The following is a 25136-nucleotide window of genomic DNA, read 5'->3' as shown; positions in this document are numbered from 1 at the left end:
ATCCCGCGCACGCAGTGCAAAAGGCAGTGGCGAATGAGGTGCGCGCCGGTGGCGGGTACGGTCGCAACAAAGCTGTCTGCCATGGCGGGCGCACGCTAGAATGGCGATTCATGGTAAGGCGGGAGGCGAGAGGTGATGAAGGCTGTTTACAGGGTGTTTCTGGGGGCACTGCTGCTGGCAACGGCGGCGCAGGCACAGGTCTATCGCTGGGTGGACGGCAATGGCCGCACCGTGTTTTCTGACCAGCCGCCACCGCAGGGTCGCAAGTCGGAAACGGTGAAGCTGCGCCCGCTGCCGGCCACGGCGGCCAGCCCGGCCTCGGCACCGGCCAGCGACGGCGGCCTGCCGCAGCAGGTGAAGCAGCTCAACGACCGCATCGACGAGCACAACCGCAAGATCAAGCAGGAAAACTGCAGCACCGCGCGTAGCCATCTGGCCAAACTGGAAAGCCTGAACCAGCCCAAGGCGACCACCAAGGCCGCGCCGCAGTCGGAGGCGACGCTGAGCGCCGCCATCGCCGCCGCGCGCGATCACGTCAGGACCTGGTGTGGCAACTAAATTGCCGGCCTTCGACGCCAAGGCCTTCCTGGCCAATCTGCCGAGCCTGCCGGGGGTGTACCGCATGCTCGATGCCGCCGGCAACGTGCTGTATGTCGGCAAGGCCATCGACCTGAAGAAGCGCGTCAGCTCCTACTTCCAGAAGAGCGACCACAGCCCGCGCATTCAGCTGATGGTGCGCCAGATCGCCGCCATCGACACCACCGTGGTGCGCAGCGAGGCCGAAGCGCTGATCCTGGAAAACAACCTGATCAAGGCGCTGACCCCCAAGTACAACATCCTGTTTCGCGACGACAAGTCCTATCCCTACCTGATGGTGTCCGGGCACGCCTTCCCGCAGCTGGCCTATTTCCGCGGCGAACCGAAAAAGCCGCACCAGTACTTCGGCCCCTATCCCAACGGCTACGCGGTGCGCGAAAGCATCCAGGTGCTGCAGAAGGTGTTCCGCCTGCGCACCTGCGAGGACAGTGTGTTCGCCAACCGCTCGCGCCCCTGTCTGCTGTTCCAGATCAAGCGCTGCTCGGCGCCGTGCACCGGCGAGATCAGCAGCGAAGCCTACCGTGCCGACGTGCAGAGCGCGGTCACCTTCCTGCAGGGCAAGCACAACGAGCTGATCGACCTGCTCACCGCGCGCATGTTGGCTGCATCGGAGGCGATGCATTTCGAGCAGGCCGCCGAATTGCGCGACCAGATCCAGGCGCTGGCGCGGGTGCAGGAAAAGCAGTTCATTTCCAGCAATACCAGCCAGCTCGACGCCGACGTGATCGCCATCGCCAGCGACGGCGGCGTGGTGTGCGTCAACCTGGTGATGATCCGCGGTGGCCGCCATCTCGGTGACAAGAGCCTGTTCCCGCTCAACGCCGCCGACAGCCTTGCGGCCAACCTCGAGGCCTTCCTCGCCCAGCATTACCTCGGCGCACCGCTGCCGGCGGCCATCATCCACAACGAAACGGTGGCGCCGGAGCTGCAGCAGCTGCTGGTCGAGCAAGCGCAGAAGCGGCTGGTCTTCATCGGCAACCCGATCGGCGAACGCCGCGTGTGGCTGGAGATGGCACAGAAGAACGCGCAGCTGGCGATCAGCCAGCGCCTGGCCAGTGCCGCCAGCCAGAACGCCCGCCTCGCGGCGCTGGCGCAGCTGATGGAAGTGGAGGAGGTGGCGCGGCTGGAGTGCTTCGACATCAGCCACACCATGGGCGAGGCCACCGTGGCCTCGTGCGTGGTGTACGACCGTGGCGGCATGCAGCCGTCGGAATACCGCCGCTTCAATATCGAGACCGCCGCCGCCGGGGACGACTACGGCGCCATGCGCGAGGCGCTGACCCGGCGCTACAGCAAACTGGCGGCCGGCGAGGGCAGGCTGCCCGACGTGCTGCTGATCGACGGCGGCAAGGGCCAGGTCGGCGTGGCGCTGGAAGTGCTGGCCGAGGTCGGCGTCGACGTGCCGATTGTCGGTGTCGCCAAGGGTGAAAGCCGCAAACCGGGGCTGGAAACGTTGATCGTTCCCCATCTGCAAAAGACGCTACAATTGCCGCGCGATCACGCCGCGCTGCACCTGATCCAGACCGTGCGCGACGAGGCGCACCGTTTCGCCATCACCGGCCACCGCGCGCGCCGCGCCAAGGCGCGCACCAGTTCGACGCTGGAGGACATCGCCGGCGTCGGCCCGACACGGCGCCAGCGGCTGCTGACCCGTTTCGGCGGCCTGCGCGGCGTGGTGGCGGCAAGCATCGACGATCTGGCGCAAGTAGACGGCATCAGCCGCGCGCTGGCAGAAAAAATTTACCAAGCCCTGCACTGAATAAAGACACCCGGATAATGCCCTTCAACCTGCCGATTTTCCTGACCTGGCTGCGCGTCGCCCTGATCCCCGTCTGCGTGGCCGTGTTCTTTCTCCCCGACAGCGTGCTGCTGTCCCACCATCGCAATAGCCTCGGCGCCTTCATCTTTGCACTGGCTGCGGCCACCGACTGGCTGGACGGCTACCTGGCGCGTCGCCTGGGGCAGACCTCGGCCTTTGGCGCCTTTCTGGACCCGGTGGCCGACAAGCTGATCGTGGCGGCGGCGCTGATCCTGCTGGTGGAGCTGGGGCGCACCGAGGGCTGGATGGCGATGATCATCATCGGGCGCGAGATCGCGATTTCGGCCTTGCGCGAGTGGATGGCGGCGCAGGGCAGCCGCGGTAGTGTGGCGGTGGCCTATATCGGCAAGCTGAAAACGGCGGCGCAGATGATCGCCATTCTGTTGTTGTTGTACGCCGGCCCGGTATTGCCGGCCATCGACACCCTGATCCTCGGAAATATTTTCATGGTGGTCGCCATTATTTTGACTTTGTGGTCAATGGTTTACTACCTGAAGATGGCCGCCACGCAGTTTTCCGGCAAAAAAATCGAGCTGTGAGAGGTTGACAATAATTTTTTGGTCATTATAATTCGCAGCTCTCGACAACGCAGTAACACAGCGACGACGAGAAGTGATGCGGGAATAGCTCAGTTGGTAGAGCGCAACCTTGCCAAGGTTGAGGTCGCGAGTTCGAGCCTCGTTTCCCGCTCCACACCGGTTTTACAGATGTACAGCAGTACCATGCGACGCGGGAATAGCTCAGTTGGTAGAGCGCAACCTTGCCAAGGTTGAGGTCGCGAGTTCGAGCCTCGTTTCCCGCTCCACCCGGTTTTACAGATGTACAGCAGTATCATGCGACGCGGGAATAGCTCAGTTGGTAGAGCGCAACCTTGCCAAGGTTGAGGTCGCGAGTTCGAGCCTCGTTTCCCGCTCCATACAATTTACGGCATCAGGCAGTACCCCTGCGGGAATAGCTCAGTTGGTAGAGCGCAACCTTGCCAAGGTTGAGGTCGCGAGTTCGAGCCTCGTTTCCCGCTCCAGATTCAGATGATTCGCCACAGCGAGCATCAAATGCTTACGGCGCGATAGCAAAGCGGTTATGCCCCGGATTGCAAATCCGGTCAGTCCAGTTCGACTCTGGATCGCGCCTCCAGACAAACCCCCAGCAAACCAAGTTTGCTGGGGGTTTTGTTTTGTTCGTCTTGCCTGTTGCGATACCCGTCCCGCAGAACTGCCCGCCGGCGCCGATTGCCGTGCCCGGCGATGTTGCCTAAGCTGGGAACATCTCCATGTCGCGGCCAACCTTTGCCATGAACATTCCCGTTACCGATTGTCTGTCCCTGTTGCACCGCTGCAGCTCGCTGGCGCTGGCGACGCAGTCGCAGGCGCTGCCGGGCTACCCGTTTGTCACCGTGTTGCCGTTTGCGCTGGATGCGGCGCACCGGCCGTGGCTGCTGATGAGCGAGCTGGCCGAACACTGCCGCAATGTGCGCGCCGATGGCCGCGTCAGCGTGCTGTTGCAACAGGGCGGTGCCGACGTGCTGCAAGGAGAGCGCATGACGCTGGTGGGCGATCTGCAGGCGATGCCGCCGGACGCGGACACCCTGGCGCGGCTGCTGCGCTATTGCCCGACGTTCGCCGATTACCTGGCGCTGGGCGATTTCCATTTTTTCTGCCTGCAGCCCAAGCGCCTGCGCTTTATCGGCGGCTTCGGCCGTATGGGCTGGGTCGACGCCAGCGACTGGGCCGCGTTGCCGCAACTGGCAGCGGCGCAGGAACAGGCACTGCTGGCGGCCCTGCAGCCGGCGGACGCCACGCTGCAGCTGCTGGGGCTGGATGTCTGCGGGCTGGACGTGCTGCGCGACGGCGTGCGGCAGCGACTGGACTTCGCCGCGCCGGCAAACGAGGCGACATTGCTGACGACGGCGCAGGCGCGGCTGGCTACAGCCGCTTAGGCGGCCCTTGCCAACAGGCGGTCGTGGCGGGCAAGCTCCTGCGCAAGACCGCCGCGGTGGCGTATTGCTGCCGCCGTTCGAGTACAGCGTAATGCCGGCGCCTGCTCCGGCCTCGTTTGTTGTCTCGGGCAGGAGATAGCGCACAGGCTGCTGTGCCAGCAGCAGACAAGCCCCCTGTGTTCAACGGTGGGCGGCCAGCTGCATGGCCGCGACAGATTGCAAAGCGAGCGCCGCTGACGCCACTCTGAGCGGATCTCCCTTCCTATCCTGCCTGCCCAGCCTGGCAACGGTCGCGCACCGAGCGCCGGCCGCATCTCCACACCCCATCACGGTGCAGATCGGGCTGCGGCCAACCTTGCGTTGGCCCCGCGCGCCAGACTGTGCGCCGTACCAGCCCCCGTGCCCGTCCAAGGGCAAGATCCAGCTCCAGCACCGCAGCTGGCAAGGTTGTTTACCGGCCTTGTCGCGCTCATGCGGCAGCGTGTCGCCGGCCATGGCGAGGTGGCAATCCAGTCCGAAATGCTGCCGTTTGGCCGAGGGTGGAACAGTTTTTGTGGTGAGCTGTGCCAAAAATCGAATGTTTTTGATCGATTGTATGCAAATTTATGTTTGTCGTCACAGCTATGCCAAAAGCGTGCATGGCTGAATTTGTGGCTGCCATTGACCGCCTTGGGCAACATTATTTGCCGAAATGAATAATCGGAGACGTTTTCTGTAGTGGCGCCGCTGGTGTCGGGCAAGCGGCGTAAAGACAGGCGCCGATCGGCGTATTTGCCGGCTCCGGTGCTTGCGGTAACATCCCGCCCCTTGTTTGTCACGGTACTGTGCTCGCCCCCGGCAGCGGGCGACAGCAGCGCTGGCAAACCCTGGACAAATCAGACGATCTGCCGCCAGCCGGATTGCCGCCTTGAATAACGACAGGCAGCCGCTGCGGCCAACATTAGGGACAAGGAATACATGGGCTTGATGCGCAAGAAAAGCGTTCAGGGCATGCTGGAGTTCGCGCAGACCTCACAAGGGCTGCGCAAGGAACTGACGGCGTTTGACCTGACCATGCTGGGGATTGGTGCCATTATCGGCACCGGGATTTTCGTGCTGACCGGCACCGGTGCCACCGTGGCCGGGCCGGGGCTGGTGCTGTCGTTCGTGATCGGCGCGCTGGCCTGCGGTTTTGCCGCGCTGTGCTACGCGGAATTTGCGGCGATGCTGCCGATTTCCGGCTCGACCTATACCTACGCCTACGCCACGCTGGGCGAGCTGGTGGCGTGGATCATCGGCTGGGACCTGATGCTGGAGTACCTGCTGGCGTCGTCGGCGGTGTCGGTGGGCTGGTCCGGCTACTTCCAGAGCCTGCTGGCCGGCTTCGGCATCACCCTGCCAGAGGCGCTGACGGCGGCCGCCGGTGCGGTGCCGGGCAAGGACACGCTGTTCAACCTGCCGGCGTTCTGCATCGCGATGATCATCACCGGCTTGCTGGCGTTTGGCATCAAGGAATCCAAGCGCATCAACAATATCGTGGTGATGATCAAGGTCGCCGTGGTGGTGCTGTTCATCGTCATCGGCATGTGGCACGTGAAGCCGGTGAACTGGTCGCCGGCGCTGCCCTACGGTTTTGATGGCGTGTTCCACGGTGCCGCCATCGTGTTCTTCAGCTTCCTCGGCTTCGATGCGGTGACCTGCGCGGCGGAAGAGGTGAAGGACCCGGCACGCGACATTCCGCGCGGGGTGATCTGGTCGCTGGCGATCTGCTCGCTGCTGTACGTGATCGTGTCCGCGATCATGACCGGCATCGTGCCGTACGCGCAGTTTGCCGGCATCGACCATCCGGTGTCGCTGGCGCTGCAGGTGGCGAAGCTGGACTGGTTTGCCGGTTTTGTCGATCTGGGCGCCATCCTCGGCATGATGACGGTGATCCTGGTGATGACCTACGGCCAGACCCGTATCCTGCTGGCGATGTCGCGCGACGGCCTGCTGCCTAAGGTGTTCTCCGACATCAATCCGAAATACGGCACCCCGTACAAGGCGACGTGGATGGTCGGCACGGTGATCGCGCTGATCGCCGGTTTCGTGCCGCTGCACACGCTGGCGGAGCTGGTCAACATCGGCACCCTGGCCGCGTTCTCGCTGATCGCGCTGGCGGTGATCGTGCTGCGCAAGCGCGAGCCGGACCTGCCGCGCAAGTTCTACTGCCCGGCGGTACCGTATGTGCCGGCGCTGGCGATCCTGTTCTGCGTGTTCCTGATGACGCAGCTGTCGGCGCTGACCTGGGTGTTCTTTGTCGGCTGGCTGCTGATCGGCCTCGGCGTGTACTTCGGCTATTCGCGACGCAATTCGCTGCTGCACAAGCCACGCTGATCCGCTGTCAGCGGTGCTAAATGGATGCGGCCAACCTTGGGTTCAAGGTTGGCCGCATTGCTTTGTGCTGGGTGGCCGTGCCGGCGGCACACATTGCCGCGGTGTTTGAAACGGGTGTTTAATAGTTGGCCGCCGCGCCCGGTGCGCGGCCACACCATAACAACACACCATCACCGCACACGAGGATTCCCCATGCTTCACGGCCAGCCCCGCAAGGTCGCCATCGTCGGCGCCAACCGCATTCCCTTTGCCCGCTCCGGCACCGCCTACGCCCAGCTCTCCAACCACACCATGCTCACCGACACCCTGCGCGGGCTGGTGGACAAATACGGCCTGCACGGCAAGGTGCTGGGCGAAGTGGTCGGCGGCGCGGTGATGAAGCACGCCCGCGACTGGAACCTGGTGCGCGAGTGCGTGCTGTCATCCGGCCTGCACCCGGCCACCCCGGCTTACGACGTGCAGCAGGCCTGCGGCACCGGGCTCGAAGCGGCCATCCTCGTCGCCAACAAGATTGCGCTCGGCCAGATCGACGTCGGCATCGCCTGCGGCAGCGACACCACCTCGGACGCGCCGGTGGCGGTGCACCGCGGCCTGCAGCGCGCGCTGATGGACCTCAACGCCGCCAAGGGCAGCGGCGCCAAGCTCCGGCACCTGCTGCGTGCACTGAAGCCGGCGCACCTGCTACCGGAGCTGCCGGCCAACACCGAGCCGCGCACCGGCAAATCCATGGGCCAGCACGCCGAAATCACCGCCCAGCGCTACGGCATCAGCCGCCAGGCGCAGGACGAACTGGCGCTGGCCAGCCACCAAAGGTTGGCCGCCGCCTACGAGCGCGGTTTTTTCGACGATCTGGTGATGCCGTACCACGGCCTGCAGCGCGACAACAACCTGCGCCCGGACAGTACGCTGCAGAAAATGGCGACACTGGCGCCGGCCTTCGAGCGGGGCAATGGCAGCATCACCGCCGCCAACGCCTCGCCGCTCACCGATGGCGCCTCGGCCGTGCTGCTGGCCAGCGAGGCGTGGGCGGCGGCCAACAATCTGCCGGTACTGGCCTGGCTCGACGCCGGCGAAGTCGCGGCGGTGGACTTTGTCGACGAGCGCGAAGGGCTGCTGATGGCGCCGGCGTATGCCATTCCGCGCCTGCTGCAAAAGCATGGCCTCAGCCTGCAGGACTTTGATTTCTACGAAATCCATGAAGCCTTCGCCGCGGTGGTGCTGTGCACGCTGGCCGCATGGGAATCGGACGATTTCTGCCGTGACCGCCTCGGCCTGCCGGCGGCGCTGGGCAGCATCGACCGCAGCAAGCTCAACGTCAACGGCAGCTCCATCGCCGCCGGCCACCCGTTTGCCGCCACCGGCGGCCGCGTGGTGGCGACGCTGGCCAAACTGCTGGCGGAAAAGGGCAGCGGCCGCGGCCTGATCTCGATCTGCGCCGCCGGCGGCCAGGGCGTCACCGCCATCCTGTCACGCTGAGCAAGGCGGCCAGGCTTGGCCGCAGATTGCCGCCGGCAGCGCTTATGCGCTAGAATCAGCGCCCTGTCTGTGCCCCTGTGGTGAAATTGGTAGACACAAGGGACTTAAAATCCCTCGGCGCAAGCTGTACCGGTTCGATTCCGGTCGGGGGCACCACACCGACTTCCAAGGAAGTCCAAGACAGAACAGAAACCCGCTAGCTACAAGGCTTTGCGGGTTTTTTGTTGTCCAGTAGCGTGCAGCAACGTCCAGTAACATCCAGCTTTTTTGTGTATAGATTTGTGTATAGAACTATTGCCGGCCTAAAATCTATACACACCAGCCGTCCCCAGCACCTTTTCCCATTCATACTCTGGTGACAAAAATGTGTGTATGCCCTGCCACGCTGGGCGGCACCTTGTCAGGGATGGCCGCGTGTTGTTCTGCCTTTTTCCTACCCCTCTAAAAATGCGTAGTGACGGTAGTGACATAGTGACGGCATTGTTTTTAAAGGGTTTTTTGAAGGTTTGCCGTAGTGACATTTCGGGGCGTCACTATGGTGACATGATAAATTGCGCCAATCGGGGCAGCTCGAGGCCCTGCAAGCTGCTCTTGAGTCCGGCAACGCCGGGCGCGGCGGGGGCCAGTGCACCAGCCTGACGGCGCAAAATCTATACACGCGAATCTATACACAGTGGGGCTGTATGGCATTAACCGATCTGGCCATTAAGCAGGCCAAGCCGCAAGACAAGCTGTATTACCTGAAAGACGGTGACAGCCTGTTTTTGGAGGTCACACCAGCCGGTGGCAAAAACTGGCGTTTTCGCTATCGCTTCAATGGCAAGGCGGGCGTGCTGTCACCCGGCAAGTACCCGGCTGTCTCGCTGGCTGAGGCACGGGAGAAGGCCGCAGAGGCACGCAAGCTGCTGGCGGAAGGGGTGAACCCCGGCGAAGCCAAGAAAGCGGCCAAGATCGCCGCCAAAGAGGCCAGCGCCAATGCCTTCGCCTTGCTGGCGCAGGAGTGGTACGAAAAGCAGCTGCCGCGCTGGACGCCGGACCATGCCCGCCGTGTGCTGGAATCACTACAGAATGATGCCTTTCCCGACCTGGGCAATATCGCCATCACCGATCTGTCTGCCCCGCAAATCCTCTCCACCGTCCGTAAGGTGGAAAAGCGAGGCGCCATTGAGACGGCAGGGCGCGTGTTGCAGCGTATCAGCGCCGTGCTGCGCTACGGCGTACAGACCGGGCGCTTGGCCATCAACCCCGCCCTTGCCTTGTCCGGCGCACTGACCGCCGCCAAAGTTGAGCACCGGCCCGCGATGCCACGTGGCGAGCTGCCCGAGTTCTACCGCCGGCTGGCTGTGGCCAACCTTTATGAGCCTACCCGCATCGCCATGCACCTGCTGGTGCTGACCTTTGTGCGGCCTGGCGAATTGCGCGCGGCCCGCTGGGATGAATTCGACATCGAGCGGGCGGAATGGCGTATCCCGGCCGAACGCATGAAAATGCGCGTGATGCACATCGTGCCCCTGTCACAGCAAGCCCTTGCCCTGCTGGCCAGCCTGCGGCCCCTGAGCGGGCGCGGTGCGCTACTGTTCCCGGCCATGACCGACCACGACCGGCCGATGAGTGAAAACACCCTGAGCTATGCCATGGGGCGCATGGGCTACAAGGGCGTGGCCACCCCGCACGGCTTCCGTGCGCTGGCATCCACTACGCTGAATGAAGAGGGTTTCGATCCGGACATCATCGAACGCCAGCTGGCCCACGCCGAACGCAACAAGGTGCGGGCGGCGTATCACCGCGCCGAATATCTGGACGAACGGCGCAAGCTGATGCAGTGGTGGGCGAACTTCTTGGACGCACAACAGGGTGTGAACGTGCGGCCGGTGGACTTCAAGCGGAGTAGGGGATAGGGCAGAGTTCTGTTGGCCGCTTGTCGGCCATAGCGGTCCTTCGTGTACCAAATAAAAGATAGCTGCTTTCATATTGAAAGCAGCCATAAAAGTATCTAGTAAACGAGAGGCAGTTCAAGGCGTAGCCTGTGTCGTATGCATAGAGGAAGCTCCATAGGCCCCCCATGCGTAGCGACAGCTTGTGCCTTCCACCCTTTTGCTCCGGTCGCTCGACGCCAAGTCAATCACCCGGTCGCTCAAGCGTGAAGAGCTGCCCCGCGCCGATTTCGAAGTAGTCGGCGGGCCCACCTCCACGCAGGATAGGGCGCGCCTGCGCAGTCTGGTACACGCCGTCCTTGATCAGCTGCCGGTCAATGTGGATCGCTACTGCTTCGCCCAACACCAACCACGCCGGGAGCGCCGCGCCACTCTGCGCCTCAAGCTGCACGATCTGAGTGACCACGCACTCGAATTGCACCGGGCTAGTCGCAACGCGCGATGGTCGCACCTTGGCTGAGGGCAGCGTCTCCAGCTTCGCCAACTCGAACTCATCGATGTGCGCTGGCGCCATCGCTGCGGTGGCGTTCATCGCCTCGGCGAGCTCTCGCGTCGCCAGATTCCATACGAACTCGCCGGTATCACGCGCGTTGGCGAGCGAGTCCTTTGCACCAAGCGAGCAAAAACCGATGATCGGCGGCTTGTAGCTGAACAGGTTGAAGAAGCTGTAGGGCGCAAGGTTACGCACGCCGTCGTTAGAGACTGTGCTGATCCAGCCGATCGGTCGCGGAGCAACGATGGCGTTGAGCGGATCGTGACGCAGGGAATGCCCCTGCGCCGGTTCGTAGAAATGCCAGTCGGTCATAGTTTTACCCTTTTGGGAGGAGCGCAAGGGGTGCAGCCTCCGACGCCTCCGGCGCGGTGCGCGTCCGCAGCACCAGAGCCGGGGTGGTGGCTGTATTCATACCGATACCTGACCAGAGAATGCTGTCGGATCGGAGCCACATGAGCCCCACGCCTGAGAAACGAGCGAGACATCCGCATCAAGGTCAATTTCGATGCCCCGTTTACAAGAGCAGGGCAGCGTCGTCTTTCTTACTTGTTTACCCAAGGCATAGAAAGGTCGATGTCAGAGACCAGCTTTCCACCGCCGAAGCTCATGCTCTCCAAGGGAATGGCATACATCATCAGGGTGACATCGTCCTGGCTGACGCCAACCTTTTCTACTGCGTATCGGGTGACCAATTCCGCGAGCTTGCGTTTCTGCTCCACTGTCCTGCTCGTACCGGACGTCACCGTTACGATCATGCGCCTGTCGGATCTCTTCAAATCAGGAAAAGTCGGATGGATGAAGAATTCATCGTCCTTGTGCTCACTGATGATGACGAAACGGTCATCCATAGGCGTATCCATGGCTTCATGAAGAGCGAGATTTAAGGCATCCGCCAGAGCCCGCTTCTCTTCGCTAGAGAATTTTTGAGCCGGAATGTGGGCGTGAAACATTGGCATGGTTGTTTCCTCGGTTGTGTTAAATGAGGCGATGAAGTTGGTTGTTGTTCCTGCTTAGCTAAAGAAGTCCTGACCGAGTGTTCCTTCGAGTCGCTCCTTGAGGCCAGACGAGAATTCACGAACGACGGAGAACGGGCTCTGGAAAAGTTTGATGTTGTTGATGAGGCCAGACTCATTCCGGGTGAGTATGGTAGTGCCGGCGACCGGCTTGTCACTGTGGATGGCATCCCACTCAAGGTAAGTCTTCGCACCGTCAACCGTCTCCGCGGTGAACACGAAGTGTTCGTACATCGTACTCGTCGCGGCAAAGAACGCCCCGATGAGTGTCGGGCCGACCACGGCCTTGCTGAGAGCTGAAGTCTGAAGGTTGACGTCAGCGGTGAACGACTTCGCGAAGTCGCTCGTTCCTTTCTTCATGACGATTTGCATCCATGCCGTTCCCGGCGTGTTGGTGTCAGTAGTCATTACAATCTCCTATCTAGTGTCTAAGTCTTCGTAGAGGGCGTGCGCGTGCTATTTCTCAAGGTGCCCGATGAGAAACTTGCCGGCTCTCTGCAGCGCGTCGTGGGCCTGAGGCAAAGAGGCTGTCTGAATGTGCCAGACGTGCGGCATCTCCGGCCAAACCTCAAGGTGCGACTCGCCGCCAGCTGCGCGCACCTTTCGGTCAATTTCTAGCGCATCGTCGAGAAGTGCTTCGTCGCTTCCGACATGGATGAGCAGTGGAGGAAAGCCGTGCATGTCGGCGAACAGGGGGGAAATGTGCGGATCCTTCAAATCTTGGTTGCCCGCGTAAGCTTCGACCATCTCCCCCATCGCGCTCGCGTTGACCATTGGGTCGCGCTCGGCCAACTGCGTTAATGAGGGCAGCGTCAGCGTCAAGTCTGCCCATGGACTAATGAGTAGCGCTGCTCGCGCGTCCTTGTGGCCCTTCGAGGACGCGTAGGCAAGAACATTGAGAGCCATGCCACCGCCACTGGAGTCTCCTGTCACGGCGAACGGCTTGCCAAGCGCACGCACTGCTTCGTAGCTACGGATGGACTCGTCGTAGGACGCCGGAAATGGATGCTCGGGTGCCAAGGAGTGGTCCAGGACGATGACCTGGGACTTTGCCGCTCGAGACAGTTCTCCGAGCATGCCCAGATGCGTGGCAGGAGAGCCAGCCACCCAGCCGCCACCGTGAAAATGGTAGATGACTCGGTCTTTGGATGCGCCGGGCGCCGTAATCGCCACCGCGGCGACGCCACCGAGCTCGGTCGGCTCGACGGTCAGGTCAACCGCTGGCGGGTTTGCTTGTGAAATTGCCTCCATGCCGACGCGGAGCGTCTCGATGGTGCGTACGGGATGCACAATGTTGAAGGCGAACATCGCCTCGCGGAGCTTGCGGGCGGAAGATGAATCGTAGGCCATGGCTCAGCTCACTTCAGATTGAGGAAAGTTGCGGGTACCCAGTCGTAGCCAGTGCCGGTGTCGGCCTTGCGAATGCGGCCCAGGCCTGGGAACGGCATGTGGGCGGCAGCAATCATCGTCTTGTCCGCGGCGAGTTTCACCATAAGATCTTCACGCGTTTTGATGGCCGTCGCGCCGTCTGAGTCGAAGACGATGCCGATTTCCGGGTGCGGCATCTGGACGGCGAGGACGTGAGCGGTGTCACCCCAAACCAGCAGCGACTGACCCTTTGAGGAAATCATGTAGCCGGTGTGACCGGGCGTATGGCCGAGAATGGCATACGGTGCGATGCCGGAGACGATCTCGTCCATGCCTTCGTACGGCTTCCATTTGCTGGCAGCGATGTAAGGCGCGGCTGCATCCTGTGCCACCTTGAAAAAGATTTTTGCGTCTTCCGGGGCCTTGGCCATGATTTCCTTCGACAGCCAGAAGTCGGCATCGGCCTTCTTCATCATCACGGTCGCGTTCGGGAAAACGCGTTTGCCGTCTTTGTAGATTCCGCCAGCATGGTCAGCGTGAAGGTGGGTCAGCAGCACCATGTCAACCTGCTCCGGCTTGTAGCCGGAGGCCTTCAAGTTCTGCACGAGCTTGCCCAGCGCGGGTGGACCCCAGTGGCCGCCAGCACCCGTATCGATCAGAACGAGCTTGGAACCGGTGTTGACGAGGTAGCCTTGGACGGTGGCAGAGACATTCTTGGGATCGTTTTGGAAGGAGCGCACCAGGAGGGACTGGATGAGCGCCGGATCGCCATGCAGGAGGTTGGAGTCAATGCCGGCGCTGCCGTCGTGGAGTGCAGTGACTTCATAGTCGCCAATCATCGTGCGATAGAAGCCCGGAACCTGCTTCTGCTGCATCGGCGCGGCAGCCTGGGCCGGTGCGACAGCAATGACGGTGCCAGCGAATGCTAACGATGCCGCGAGCACGGTACGCGAAGTGATTGTGGAGAATTTCATAGTGTTTCCTAACCAGTGTGTGTAGTGGGATACGTACATACGTAGTGATCTTTTGCGGAATGCCAGCATGTCGCTGTAGCCACCTTTCCGGGCACCTGCACTGCGGAATTCCCGCCGTAACCCGTGATGAAAGCCGCACGCATGTTCGATTCCTCTGTTGATCCGCCAATGCCTCAAAACCAATTGCAAAGTGCAAGTGGTTGAATGGTATTTCAACTGCTTGCATAATGCAAGTAGTGATTTAAGGAGAATGGCTGTGCAACAAACAAGACGATCGGGCTGCCCGATCAACCTGACGCTTGAGCAGATTGGCGACCGCTGGAGCCTGATCGTTATCCGCGATGTCATGTTCGGAAACCGGCGCAGCTATGGCTCCCTGCTGGAGCAAAACGAGGAAGGCATCGCCTCGAACATCCTCGCAAGCCGGCTGAAGCACTTGGCCGCGTCTGGCCTGCTGACTCGATCTCCGGATCCGAATCATCAGCAGAAAGGAATCTACAGCCTCACGGAAGCGGCCATACAGCTTGTACCGTTGCTCGCACAGATGGCTGTCTGGGGTCTTCGGCATACAGCTCCAAGCAAGGAGGCGGCTTTGCGCGCGGAAGTGCTGGAAAAGGGCGGCCCTTCACTTTGGAGTGCCGTTATGGATGAACTACGTTACCTGCATCTTGGTGCGCCGCGTCCGGCGCGCTCAGTATTGGGCGAGCTCCAGGCCGACAACGAGAAGGCAGAGTCTGCGTCATGACGCACATCATGTAGCGCAAAGCTACCGATGCGCTTGTGGATCAGAGTGGCCTTGGTGCGTCACATGGAAGGCGTTCCATAGACCGAAGGATCCAGCCCAACTGTGGCGACCCACTGATGGACGGTTAGGGCGAATTGGTGCGTTGAGATGCGCTCAGAAGCCCTGAGCCGGCTACAGAACGGGTACTGCTTCGGCGGCAAATGTGCCCGTTCCGCCTGTGCGGCCACAGTCGCCCGCCGCTCCCAGCTCTTATCGGCAGCCAGGTTGACTCTCATCGCTCCCGACTTGAGCTATCACGACTTCATGCAAACCTAGTCAATTCAGTCAGCCCGACCAATTAACGAGGTCGGGCGTTGAAAATAAACCGCAGGTAGTGGGAGATAGGCGGACTGCGGGCAAAGTTGCTTCCAGGAAGCATCAAGAGGCAGGCGATGTTGCCTCAGCGAGTGGAAACCAGCCCTTCACGGCCTGAATGACGCCCCACAACTTGTCGGGGATCGCCAGTTGCGGCACGCGATCAGAATCAAGCACGGTGGCAATTTCTGTTTCCCTGCCCTCGGCTGCGAGTTCGATCCATGCCGGGTTCATCACCAGCCCCTGGCCGATCGCAACCAGAGACAGACCGGTGTCCAGAGCCTTTTCTGCTTCGGCGGGCGTCCGCACAAGGCCCGCGGCAATCAGCGGGATGCGCTCGGCAACGCGCTCGACGAGCAGTTCGGCAGTCGTTCGCTCGCCGGTGTTGCCCACGGGTTTGGCGTTCGGAATATCAAAGAGCGAGGCATGAAGGTAGTCGACGCCGGCCTCGATCAAGCGATCGATCAGCACATAGCTATCCTCAATGCGCAGGGCCCCTTCGCCGGTCTCTTCAGGCGAGATGCGGTAGCCCAGCAGGAAAGGCCGCTTGGCGTGTGCTGCAATGACCCGCTGTGCTTCTCGCACCACCGCCAGCGGAAAGCGCATGCGGTTTTCAAGGGAGCCGCCCCATTCATCATCGCGCTGATTGGACAAAGGAGAGAAGAAGTTCTGGATCAGAAAGCCATGAGCGCCATGAAGTTCGATGCCATCGAAGCCGGCCTCGATGGCCCGGCGAATTGTCTCGCCGAAAGCTACGATGATCTCTTCGACTTCTTGTCCGCTCAGGGCGTGACTGGTTACCTCGGCAGCGTTGAACGGGCTGGGCGGCACCTTCAGCGCGCTGGCACTGACAACGCGGCCATCCGGCACGAGCTGCGGCAAGGCTTTGTTACCGGCGTGGAAAATCTGCAGGATGGCTGGCGCACCGCCGCTCCTGGCTGCGTCCGAAAGGCGGCGCAGGCTCGGAATGAAGCGATCGTCATGGCTGGCAAATTCGTCGGTGAAGCCGATGCCATCCGGCGTCACATGCGTGCAGCCAGTCACCACCATGCCGACGCCACGGACGCGAGCACGATAGTAGGCCACTTCCTGATCTGAAATGCTGCCATCCGGATTGGCCGACCATGTCGTCATCGGTGCCATCACGGCGCGGTTGCGCAAGGTCAGGCCGTTCTTGAATACAAAGGGCTGAAACAGCTTCGAGCTGGTTTGGGTCATTGAACTGAATCTCCGCAGGTGAAAAGTGAGCACGTTCGAGTGCGATCCGGTGTCACGCAGTGTGCTCCGGAAGGCCCTGGCGTCGCTTGCCAAAACCATCGCTTTTCTTGCCTGAAATGACGAGATGTGATCAGGGAGTTATTTGCTTCTCTTGTGCCGGTGCTAAGCTTCAAACATGATAAATGCTGGCAAACCACTGGTTTAATAGAGGTAATTAATGATCTCAGCATCAAGATCCAACATCGGAGAGCTTGTTAGTCTGATTGGAAAAATTGCACAAACTGACGGAGATTACGACACCCTGATTCCTTCGCTGAAGCTCCGTCGTTGTAGCTCCACCACCGATCCGAAGCCTTGCATCTATGGCCTGGGCCTTGTGCTCATCGTGCAAGGGCGCAAGCGGATCACGCGAGGCGACGAGATCTTCGACTACGGGGCGGGGCAGTCGCTCATCACGACCGTGGACATGCCCGTGGTGGCCTATATCACTCGCGCCAGCGCTGCAGAACCTTTCCTCGGAATGTGGCTGGAGCTCGATGCGCGCCTCATTGCCCAGCTGGCGGCGGAAATGGAGTTTGCGACGGCACTCCACGCTTCCACCACACAGGGAATCTCCCTCATGGCGCTGGACAAGGGCCTGCAGGATGCACTGACCCGGCTACTCCGGCTGCTGGCCGAACCGTCGCTGATTCCCCTCCTTGCTCCCCTGATTCAGCAGGAGATCGTCATCCGCCTGCTGAACGGAGGGCATGGGCCCAACCTGCGCCGCCTGGTTGCGATCGGCTCGCCGAACCAGCAAATCGCCAAGGTGGTGACATGGCTGAAACAGCACTACACAGAGAACGTGCAGATGGATGATCTTGCGGCCAAAGCCCACATGAGTCCGTCAAGCTTCCGGCAGCATTTTCGTGCCGTCGTCGGTGTGAGCCCCTTGCAGTATCTGAAGAACCTGCGCCTGCTGGATGCCCGGCAGTTGATGCTCAATGAGAATCTGGACGCAGGGAGTGCGGCGCTGCGCGTGGGGTATGAGAGCGCATCCCAGTTCAGCCGGGAGTACAGCCGACTATTCGGGGAACCCCCAAATCGAGATGTCAAGCGGATGCGGGAATCTACCTGGGCAAGAGACCGACACAACTTTTAGGGGCGGCCAGCCTCCGCAGGACACGCCTTGCTGATGGCTCCCACGGCACTGAAGCACTTACTGCGACCCGGTCGCCCCTGCATACAATGCCTTGAAATTACGCTCGCCCCTCAGCCAAATCGAATTTGGCAGGCACTTCGAACGTCTACTCACGGGCGCTAGATGCCAATGTAATTTATTGGTGTGAATGTCCGCAATGGCCGACGATCTGCCGGAGTTCTCACCCGGTCGGCTGCAGGTCGGCTAAAGCGGCCTGCCGCACCATCTGCCCCGAGCGACCGCTCAGAGTCACCTATCTACCATTACCATTACCTTTGTTTTGAAGCCGAAGGTCTGGTTTCCGTCCCTTTAGACCGCGAACTATGTCGCCTGCATGCGAATTATCTGCATTGGCCAGCACAACAACTCTCAAGGTCGCTATGTATTCGAGGCATAGCCCTCTGGCAAGTACAGCCAAATCAATACTTGTCCTTGATGCCGTGTGCGGCGTCGTGATGGTGTTGCACGGTGTGGATTCAGCGCCAAGCCTGCAGTGCCATTTCCCCGCTGAGGGCAAGCAGAGTTCCTCCCATCAGCAAACGCTGCACGAGTAGCCAACCTGGGCGACAAGACAGAAACTGCGCGATTCTGCCGGAAAATAACGCCACACTGCCATTTACCAAGGCAAACACCACAATCAGCAAGGAACCCAACAACAAGGATTGCTGCAGGACATGACCACGCTGGTGGTCGATGAATTGCGGCAGTAGGGTTAGGAAAATCATCGCCAATTTGGGATTGAGCAGGCTGGTGCTGGCGCCCATTAAAAACAGCTTGCTTGGACGCTCCTGCGGTAACTGTCCGCGAATCTGTAAGGGCGACTGACCACCCGGCCGGATGACATGCCAACCAAGGTAGGCTAGATATGCCGCCCCCCCTGCACTCAGGACGCGAGCAGCATAGGGCAGCGTTTGGAAGAAAGCGGTGATACCAAATGCCGCACCAAACATATAGAACAGATAGCCAATGAGCACGCCACTAAGCGAAATCAGCCCAGCCCTCCGTCCCTGCGCAATGGAGCGAGAAATCACATAGAGCATATTGGGGCCCGGTGTGATCGCCATCATGGTGCCAACCGTCAGAAAGCCATAAAGCGAAGCAGCTTCTTGCATTTTGATCACTCCCATCCGTTTCTCGCGAATACCGTAAAAAGTTCTTGCACCCATCCGTCGCAAGGCCAGCTGTCGCGCATCGAACTTGCTCAATGGCAATGAGTATTCGATGCTGACAGGATTTAGTAAAACCAATTAAAATTAATCGATTGCTCAGATTTTCTGATTAAATGAAAAAACTGGATTTGGACGTACTCGCCATGCTGGTAGCCGTGGCAGATAGTGGCAGCTTCATTGCAGGTGCCGAGCAGGTACACCGCTCGCCATCCGCACTCAGTATGCAGATCAAGGCGCTGGAAGCCGCACTGGGGAAGCCATTGTTCATTCGAAACACCCGCAATCTGGTGCTCACGCCAGATGGTCATACCCTGCTGGGCTATGCCCGCCAGATGCTGGCATTGCGCGATGAAGCATGGGCCGAGATGGTCCGTCCGGAAATCAGAGGCCGCGTACGCATAGGCATGCCGGACGACTATGCCTCCTCTCTGCTGCCACCGGTATTGAGGAAGTTCTCGGTCACTTACCCCAGAGTCGAGATTCAGGTAGTCGGCCGGCCCAGCCATGAGTTGGCGCTGCAAATCAAAGACAACACTCTCGATCTAGCGTGCATCACCAGAACCAAAAGCTGCCCAGGGGAGTTCATCCGTCTGGAACCCATGGTATGGGTTGGGTCGGCAATAAGCCGACCAATATGGAAGGAGCGCCCTCTGCCCATCGCTGTGTTTGCTGAAGGCAGCGTCGCCCGCGCCAACGCCATCAAGGCACTGCAGGGGGCCAGCATCCCCTATCGCATGTCGTATGAAAGCCCCAGCATTCAAGGTCTGGTGAGCATGGTCGATGCCGGTCTGGCTATTGCTCCGCTGGCACGTTGCGGTGTTCCTGCACATTTGATTCAGCTGGGCGTGGCCGAGGGCTTGCCTCGCCTGGCGGAACTGGAAATGGTCCTGGCGCGCAGTGCACAGTCCACAAGACCACCTTGCGATTTTCTTGCCGAATTGATTTTCCAGGAATTGAGGTATTGAATGCCCGCGATCGATGCCGATGCGCATCATCCTCATGGTGGACTCCTCGTTTCTGTTGACTGGTTTGTTGACACTTTCAGTCTGGCACGTTGATGCCGTATCAGGAGGGAGGAGTCCATCCCATGGATTCAGTGTTACGCATTTCGCATTTCGCATTTCGCAGGTCTTGAAGAGTTAGCGCGATGCTCAGCGGCGTAACAACAGCCACAGTCCGCCTGAACAGAGCAACAGACCACCAAGTCGCTCCACTGTAGGTTGCTCTCGGTACAGCAGATAGCCAAGTGGTAGGAGCATCAAGGTGGTCAGCACATTAGTGCTCAAGGCGGTGTAACCCATGCTCCAGCCAGCGCGGTAGGCGAGTAGGAAGCCCACCTCAATGCCAATGATGCCAAGGGACGCGCCCAGGACGCTCCAGTTGAGCTGACTCAGGCTACGGCTACCGGTTGGATAGAGCGCCATGCCCGCCAGGCTAATCAACAAAGCGAAGGCATAAATGACCACAAGTGAAAAGAACGGGTTGAGCGTGGCGGGCAAGTGCTTGAGTGACAGGTGATAAGTTACCGAGCCAGCCACCGCTACTAGAATTGTTATGAAATACATGATGACGTCCTAGAGTAAGGGGTGGTCGATTGTGGCTCAATGGACATGTTATAGGTAGACTGTATTTTATTGGACTAGTTATAAGGTTGTGTTATGACTACTGATCTCGATACGGGGTTGCTACGTGCTTTTGTGACAGTGCTACGTGCTGGCAGCATTAACCGGGCAGCCAGTGGACTCGCACGTACACAGCCGGCGCTGAGCCAACAGATTCGCAAATTGGAAGAGCATATCGGTCAGACGCTGCTGCTGCGTTCGCCACGCGGCATAGTGCCAACCATGGCCGGGGCAGCGTTGTTGCCATACGCCGAACGTATTCTGGCACTGACCGACGAATTGGTCCCCGGTTGTGGGGCGAGTGAGCAGGATGAGGAGAGGTGCTATCACATCGGCTTGATCGAGGATGTCGTTGGGGCGCGACTGGTGACAGTGCTGAGCGATTTCGTTGCAGCTCACCCTCGTTGGCAGCTGAGCATCACGGTGGCGTCAACCACCCGGCTAGGTGAATTACTCGCTGTCGGCGAGCTCGATCTGATCATCGCGGATCCTGCCTGGCCGCTGGGCTTGACGCCACGGTGGCAGGTCTCCTGCCCTTTGCTGTGGGCGGGCCTGACAACTCTCGACCTGACGACCTCTACGTTACCGCTGGTGCTATTTGCGGCACCGTGCCTGTGGCGTGATATTTCACTTGCCAGTTTGCAGCAGGCCGGGGTGGCATGGCGTTGCGTATTCGAGAGCTCTAATCTGCAGGCAGTGCAGGTGGCATTGCAGGCAGGGCTTGGCATCAGTGCCCTACTTGCGGGCACGTTACCAGCAGGGGTACAGGTTCTGCGCCATGAGCACTTGCCGGACTTGCCGCCGGTACAGTTGGCACTGTATACGCGTGATGGTGCCGAGTCTGGGGTGGAGCAATTAAGCCGGTTGTTCTACAGGGAGATTAGTGGGTTGTCGCTTCGAGTAGAGCCGGTTGGTGCAAGTTACCCCTAGCTTGCAGATTTTACGCAAATGCTGCTGGATTATCGGGCAGGAATGGCTATAGAAGCCGGGGCGATTCAAGTCTCCCAAGTGCGCAGTAATTACATTGAGAGTTTAGCTTTTATGTCATCACACCATCACCCCTCAAATGAGGCTCTACGTTCAGCAGTGGATCGACTACACCCAGAAGTCCCTCAGCGGCCTGCCGCTACCCAAGGAGGCGTGATGGAAAGCATCAACAATCAGGTGCTGTCAGTGAGCCAGTTGCTGGCCATCAAGCAGCTGGCCATCCCCGACTATCAGCGTCCCTACCGCTGGGGTGCCAAAAATATCTCGGATCTCTTTACCGATCTGGCAACCCATCGGGACAAGAGCGCCTACCGGTTGGGTTCTGTGGTGTTCCACCAGCATGCTGATATAGGCGAAACGCTCGATATCGTCGATGGTCAGCAACGCACCCTGACCTTGATGTTGACCGTCAAGGCGCTGATCGAGGTACTAGATGAAGAAAGCCGCAGTGTCAAGGAGCGGGCAACCCGATTCCAACGCCAGGATCTGCGGCAACAGCTGGCAGCATTAAAGGTACCCATCCATGACTTTATGGCACGCGAGCACTTCTCCAGTCGGGATTCGGAGCTGAACCTCCGGCGCAACTATTTGGAGCTGCGCAGGCTGGTGGCTCGACCAGAGTTTGACGAGCAGCAAATTGACTTTCTGCTCAACCGCTGTCAGGTGGTCTGCTTTGTGCTGCGGGATATCTCGGAGGCGTTCCAGTTCTTCGATTCACAAAACGCCCGGGGGCGCGATCTGGCACCCCACGATTTGCTCAAGGCATTTCACCTGCGCGAGTTTGCTGAGCATGAAGCCAGCCTCAAGGCCGAGGCAGTTGCCCATTGGGAGCGCCTGCCAAGCGACGAGCTGGCCAACCTGTTCGCCCTCTATCTCTATCGGGTGCGTCAGTGGGCCGAGGGCAAGTCGGCTCGCTACTTTGGCAAGGGGGAGGTGGATCTCTTCAAGGGGGTCAATCTCGACCGGGTAGGGCACTTTCCTTATGTGGAGTCGCTTCGCATCACCCACCACTTCGTCGATGAGTACAACAGCCAATATCAGCGCAAGATAGACGGCCAGCGTATGGTATTCCCGTTTCATCTCGACCAGATGATCATCAATGGCAGGCGCTTTTTCGAGATGGCCGAGTACTACCAGAAGCGGGTGGCTGCCATCGTGGCCAAGGAGTCTGGCCCTGTACAGGGGCAATCGGTCACGCTGCTGGGTGAAGCGCTGACCCCGATGGCATGCAAGGTACTCTCTACCTTGAGCAGTTATGAACGGCGTCATCGCACCGGCGATCGCTATGTACGGGCCATGTTCGACTGCGCCCTGATCTTCTATATCGACAAGTTCGGCAGCCAAGGGCTGTCACTGGCCATCGAGAAGTGCTTTATCTGGGCCTATCGCTGCCGCATTCGCCAGCAGGTGGTGCAATTGGCCACCATGGATAACTACGTGCTGGAACACAATCTGATCCGCGCCATTCGTGATGCACGTCTGCCGGGTGATCTGCACGGTTTCCCTTTGCCGAGCATGAGCAGACAAGAGAACAAGAACAATCGCAACGGCTCCGAAGATGAGCTGGTCGGGCTGTTTCGGGAGATGAAATATTATGAATGACGCAGGCGTTCGCCCCTTTTCCATTCGTGCGCTACTGGAAGACAGCGCACGTTATCTGGTGCCCATGTACCAGCGCAACTATGCCTGGGGCGAGGGAGAGATCACCCAGTTGCTGCAGGATGTGCTCGACTATCAGCACAAATCGGTCAGTGATAAGGGGCCGCAAACCTACTATATCGGCACGCTGGTGGTGTTTGCCCGAGGTGACGGCAGCTTTGAGGTGATCGACGGCCAGCAGCGCTTTACCACCCTTTCGCTGCTGGCCAATTGGCTCAAGCATCAGGGGGAAATGGCGGTAGACATGAGCTGGTATCGCGCTATTAACCTCTCCTTCGAAAGCCGTCCGGTCTCGAGTCACACCTTCGAGCGCTTATGGCAGGGCGTTGCTCCCCACGATTTGCGTAGTAGTGCCTTCAACGAAGGGTTGGTGAACGGTTTTGAACTGATCGGCAAAGCATTGGCTGAGCTTGGCCTGGTTGGTGCCAGATTGACAGCCTTTTGTGACTACCTCTTCAAACATGTGCAGATCTCTCGCATCGAGGTGCCCAAGGATACCGATCTCAATCACTTCTTCGAGGCGATGAACAATCGCGGCGAGCAGCTGGAAAAGCACGAGGTGGTCAAGGCGCGGCTGATGGAAACGCTGAACCGGATCCCCGAGGAGGAGACTCGTCGCCAGAGCATCCATGTGCTGACCCGGGTATGGGATGCCTGTGCCAATATGGAGCGCTATATCCAGTACGGCTTTACACCGGATGAGCGTCACCGCCTGTTCGGCCAGAAAGACTGGGGACAGTTTGTGCCCCGGGATTTTGCCCACCTGCTCGATCTGCTGGCACCCTGTTGTAGCGCCAACTCGGCTGATAACACCGGTGATGGTGTGACTGCCAGCAGCCAGGGACGCACGCTGTTGGCTATTTTGCAGGATGACAGGCTCGATGTAGAGAAGAAGGTGGAGGAGGAGAGTGCGGGCTCGGAGCGCTTTAACAGCGTCATCAACTTCTCCAACTTTCTGCTCCATGTGCTGCGACTCGTCAGCCGTGACCCCGCTAGCACGGAAGGGGTGCCGCTTGATGACAAACAGCTGGTCGATCAGTTTGAGCTGCGGGTGATAAGGCAGCCGGATCCGGTAGCGGTAGTCCAGCGCTTTATCTATGGCCTGTTAAAGAGCAAGTACCTGTTTGATCAGTTCATCATCAAGCGCGAGTTTGCCGATGGCAAAGATGGCTGGAGTCTGAAACGGCTGCACTGGTATTCAAAAGAGAGCGTCAGCTACATCAATACCTTTGATGAGAACGAGGACGGGTTTGATGGAGTGAATCGGCGGATCCTGATGTTGCTGTCTGCGTTTCATGTATCGACCCCAACCCTGGTTTACAAGCACTGGCTTAACGGCGCTCTGCGCTATCTGTTCGACAACTGTCACCCTGAGCAACCGGTGGGGGCGGGGGCTTATCTTACCTATCTGGAGAGTCAGGCTCGCTGCTTTGTCTTCCAGCGCTTTTTGGCACCGGGTGAAGGGGCTACCTATTACCAGATGCTCTACTGTAATCACTCCCTGCTGCCCGGTATCGAAGTCGATGAAAGCTGGTATGAGGTGATTAAATCCAAACTGCGTTTTGGCCATATCGAGAACAACTTTGTCTTTAACTTCCTCGACTATCTGCTGTGGGTGAAAGACCGGTATAGCGATAAAGTGGCTGGCCCCTTTGAGTTCACCTTCCGCAGCTCTGTGGAGCACTTCTCACCCCAGCATCCCATGGATGGTTACGATCCGATCGACACCAACGCGCTCCATTCCTTTGGCAATCTTTGCCTGATCAGTCATAGCAAGAACTCGCGCCTGAGCAACTTTCAGCCCCAACAGAAGCGGGAACACTTCGAAGCGAGTCTTGCCAATAACCAGATCGATAGCCTCAAACTACTCTCGATGATTCGGTTGATGAAGAAGGAAGGCTGCTGGCGAGAACCCGAGATTGCAGCGCATCAGGTCGAAATGCTGGAGGTGCTGGCAGCTGAGGCAGCAAAGATGGAGTGACCCCTGGTTTCCTAGATACTGAATCGCTACGAGTCTTGTGGCCAGCCCTGGCCTAGAAAAATGACAATGGCCGGTCTGTACCCAGAACCGGCAATTTTTCATGGAGACGATACTGGCCGCGTTGGCCGATGATCTGCCGCTGTCGATGGCGGCCAGAGCGCAGGTCTTTGTCCGGTCTGGTGAATTGCGCGTCGCCCGCGGGGATGATTCGACATCGAGCGGGCGGAATAGCAGATCCCAGCCGAGCGCATGAAAA

21 protein-coding genes and 6 tRNA genes are annotated in these 25136 nt (G+C 59.6%); 19 read left to right on the top strand and 8 right to left on the bottom strand.

Annotated elements, in window-relative coordinates; genetic code table 11:
- Window positions 1-135: 135 nt before the first annotated feature.
- The 13 genes from ACG97_RS02060 (at window position 136) to ACG97_RS01995 (ending at window position 10081) form a co-directional block, all read left to right on the top strand.
- Window positions 136-558 (top strand): DUF4124 domain-containing protein, encoded by a 423-nt coding sequence (locus tag ACG97_RS02060; protein WP_082133616.1) that lies wholly within the window; start codon window positions 136-138, stop codon window positions 556-558.
- Window positions 548-2356 carry an excinuclease ABC subunit UvrC gene (gene uvrC, locus ACG97_RS02055; RefSeq protein ID WP_238377232.1) on the top strand — a complete coding sequence of 603 codons (1809 nt, stop codon included), beginning with the start codon at window positions 548-550 and terminating at the stop codon, window positions 2354-2356. Before ACG97_RS02060 ends, uvrC begins: the two co-directional genes overlap by 11 nt.
- A 17-nt stretch (window positions 2357-2373) precedes the next feature.
- Window positions 2374-2955, top strand: coding sequence for a CDP-diacylglycerol--glycerol-3-phosphate 3-phosphatidyltransferase (gene pgsA, locus ACG97_RS02050; RefSeq protein WP_047965652.1), 582 nt, complete (start codon window positions 2374-2376; stop codon window positions 2953-2955).
- A gap of 78 nt (window positions 2956-3033) precedes the next feature.
- A tRNA-Gly gene (locus ACG97_RS02045) sits at window positions 3034-3109 on the top strand.
- Between the two features lie 36 nt (window positions 3110-3145).
- Window positions 3146-3221 (top strand) — tRNA-Gly (locus tag ACG97_RS02040).
- Between the two features lie 35 nt (window positions 3222-3256).
- Window positions 3257-3332, top strand: a tRNA-Gly gene (locus tag ACG97_RS02035).
- A gap of 29 nt (window positions 3333-3361) precedes the next feature.
- Window positions 3362-3437 (top strand) — tRNA-Gly (locus ACG97_RS02030).
- 39 nt (window positions 3438-3476) lie between these two features.
- Window positions 3477-3550: transfer RNA gene (locus tag ACG97_RS02025), tRNA-Cys, on the top strand.
- Window positions 3551-3686: 136 nt separating this feature from the next.
- Entirely contained in the window at window positions 3687-4352 is a 666-nt protein-coding gene (locus tag ACG97_RS02020; protein WP_202902684.1) for a HugZ family protein, read from the top strand.
- Between the two features lie 966 nt (window positions 4353-5318).
- On the top strand, window positions 5319-6707 hold the full coding sequence (locus ACG97_RS02010; protein WP_272767981.1) for an amino acid permease: 1389 nt from the start codon (window positions 5319-5321) through the stop codon (window positions 6705-6707).
- Window positions 6708-6899: 192 nt separating this feature from the next.
- Window positions 6900-8183, top strand: coding sequence for an acetyl-CoA C-acetyltransferase (locus tag ACG97_RS02005; protein WP_047965648.1), 1284 nt, complete (start codon window positions 6900-6902; stop codon window positions 8181-8183).
- A 71-nt stretch (window positions 8184-8254) separates the two neighbouring features.
- Window positions 8255-8339 (top strand) — tRNA-Leu (locus ACG97_RS02000).
- A 527-nt stretch (window positions 8340-8866) separates the two neighbouring features.
- A complete protein-coding gene (locus ACG97_RS01995; RefSeq protein WP_047965647.1) occupies window positions 8867-10081 on the top strand; it encodes an integrase arm-type DNA-binding domain-containing protein in 1215 nt (404 codons plus the stop codon).
- 220 nt (window positions 10082-10301) lie between these two features.
- Here ACG97_RS01995 and ACG97_RS01990 read toward each other — a convergent pair whose 3' ends face one another.
- From ACG97_RS01990 to ACG97_RS01970, 5 genes are all read right to left on the bottom strand, one after another.
- Window positions 10302-10922, bottom strand: a complete 621-nt coding sequence (locus tag ACG97_RS01990) for a flavin reductase family protein (RefSeq protein ID WP_047965646.1) — start codon at window positions 10920-10922, stop codon at window positions 10302-10304.
- Window positions 10923-11152: 230 nt separating this feature from the next.
- Window positions 11153-11566: a tautomerase family protein gene (locus ACG97_RS01985; protein ID WP_047965645.1), complete on the bottom strand. Its 414-nt coding sequence runs from the start codon at window positions 11564-11566 to the stop codon at window positions 11153-11155.
- A gap of 54 nt (window positions 11567-11620) precedes the next feature.
- Window positions 11621-12031 (bottom strand): hypothetical protein, encoded by a 411-nt coding sequence (locus tag ACG97_RS01980; protein WP_047965644.1) that lies wholly within the window; start codon window positions 12029-12031, stop codon window positions 11621-11623.
- A 48-nt stretch (window positions 12032-12079) separates the two neighbouring features.
- Window positions 12080-12973 (bottom strand): alpha/beta hydrolase, encoded by an 894-nt coding sequence (locus tag ACG97_RS01975; RefSeq protein WP_047965643.1) that lies wholly within the window; start codon window positions 12971-12973, stop codon window positions 12080-12082.
- Window positions 12974-12981: 8 nt separating this feature from the next.
- Complete coding sequence (locus ACG97_RS01970) at window positions 12982-13965, bottom strand: MBL fold metallo-hydrolase (protein WP_047965790.1); 984 nt, start codon at window positions 13963-13965, stop codon at window positions 12982-12984.
- 250 nt (window positions 13966-14215) lie between these two features.
- Here ACG97_RS01970 and ACG97_RS01965 point away from each other — a divergent pair, with 250 nt between their 5' ends.
- On the top strand, window positions 14216-14710 hold the full coding sequence (locus ACG97_RS01965; protein WP_047965642.1) for a helix-turn-helix domain-containing protein: 495 nt from the start codon (window positions 14216-14218) through the stop codon (window positions 14708-14710).
- A gap of 417 nt (window positions 14711-15127) precedes the next feature.
- Here the strand turns inward: ACG97_RS01965 and ACG97_RS01960 are convergent, their stop codons facing one another.
- Window positions 15128-16282: an NADH-dependent flavin oxidoreductase gene (locus ACG97_RS01960; RefSeq protein WP_047965641.1), complete on the bottom strand. Its 1155-nt coding sequence runs from the start codon at window positions 16280-16282 to the stop codon at window positions 15128-15130.
- Window positions 16283-16499: 217 nt separating this feature from the next.
- Here ACG97_RS01960 and ACG97_RS01955 point away from each other — a divergent pair, with 217 nt between their 5' ends.
- Window positions 16500-17423 (top strand): AraC family transcriptional regulator, encoded by a 924-nt coding sequence (locus tag ACG97_RS01955; protein WP_047965640.1) that lies wholly within the window; start codon window positions 16500-16502, stop codon window positions 17421-17423.
- A 515-nt stretch (window positions 17424-17938) separates the two neighbouring features.
- Here ACG97_RS01955 and ACG97_RS01950 read toward each other — a convergent pair.
- Entirely contained in the window at window positions 17939-18667 is a 729-nt protein-coding gene (locus ACG97_RS01950; protein ID WP_202902683.1) for a LysE family translocator, read from the bottom strand.
- A 77-nt stretch (window positions 18668-18744) separates the two neighbouring features.
- Between ACG97_RS01950 and ACG97_RS01945 the strand changes: the two genes are divergently transcribed.
- Window positions 18745-19596, top strand: a complete 852-nt coding sequence (locus ACG97_RS01945) for a LysR substrate-binding domain-containing protein (protein ID WP_047965639.1) — start codon at window positions 18745-18747, stop codon at window positions 19594-19596.
- 186 nt (window positions 19597-19782) lie between these two features.
- Here ACG97_RS01945 and ACG97_RS01940 read toward each other — a convergent pair whose 3' ends face one another.
- Window positions 19783-20196 (bottom strand): hypothetical protein, encoded by a 414-nt coding sequence (locus ACG97_RS01940; protein ID WP_047965638.1) that lies wholly within the window; start codon window positions 20194-20196, stop codon window positions 19783-19785.
- A 93-nt stretch (window positions 20197-20289) separates the two neighbouring features.
- Between ACG97_RS01940 and ACG97_RS01935 the strand changes: the two genes are divergently transcribed.
- The 3 genes from ACG97_RS01935 (at window position 20290) to ACG97_RS01925 (ending at window position 24880) form a co-directional block, all read left to right on the top strand.
- Window positions 20290-21183, top strand: a complete 894-nt coding sequence (locus ACG97_RS01935) for a LysR family transcriptional regulator (RefSeq protein ID WP_047965637.1) — start codon at window positions 20290-20292, stop codon at window positions 21181-21183.
- A gap of 213 nt (window positions 21184-21396) precedes the next feature.
- Complete coding sequence (locus ACG97_RS01930) at window positions 21397-22842, top strand: DUF262 domain-containing protein (RefSeq protein ID WP_047965636.1); 1446 nt, start codon at window positions 21397-21399, stop codon at window positions 22840-22842.
- Complete coding sequence (locus tag ACG97_RS01925; protein ID WP_047965635.1) at window positions 22835-24880, top strand: DUF262 domain-containing protein; 2046 nt, start codon at window positions 22835-22837, stop codon at window positions 24878-24880. The genes ACG97_RS01930 and ACG97_RS01925 overlap by 8 nt, the downstream gene beginning before the upstream one ends.
- Window positions 24881-25136: the final 256 nt, after the last annotated feature.

The organism is Vogesella sp. EB (genome assembly GCF_001037925.1).
Taxonomy (GTDB): domain Bacteria; phylum Pseudomonadota; class Gammaproteobacteria; order Burkholderiales; family Chromobacteriaceae; genus Vogesella; species Vogesella indigofera.
The sequence above is the reverse complement of the archived record's forward strand: the minus strand, read 5'-3'. Positions and strand labels throughout refer to the sequence as shown.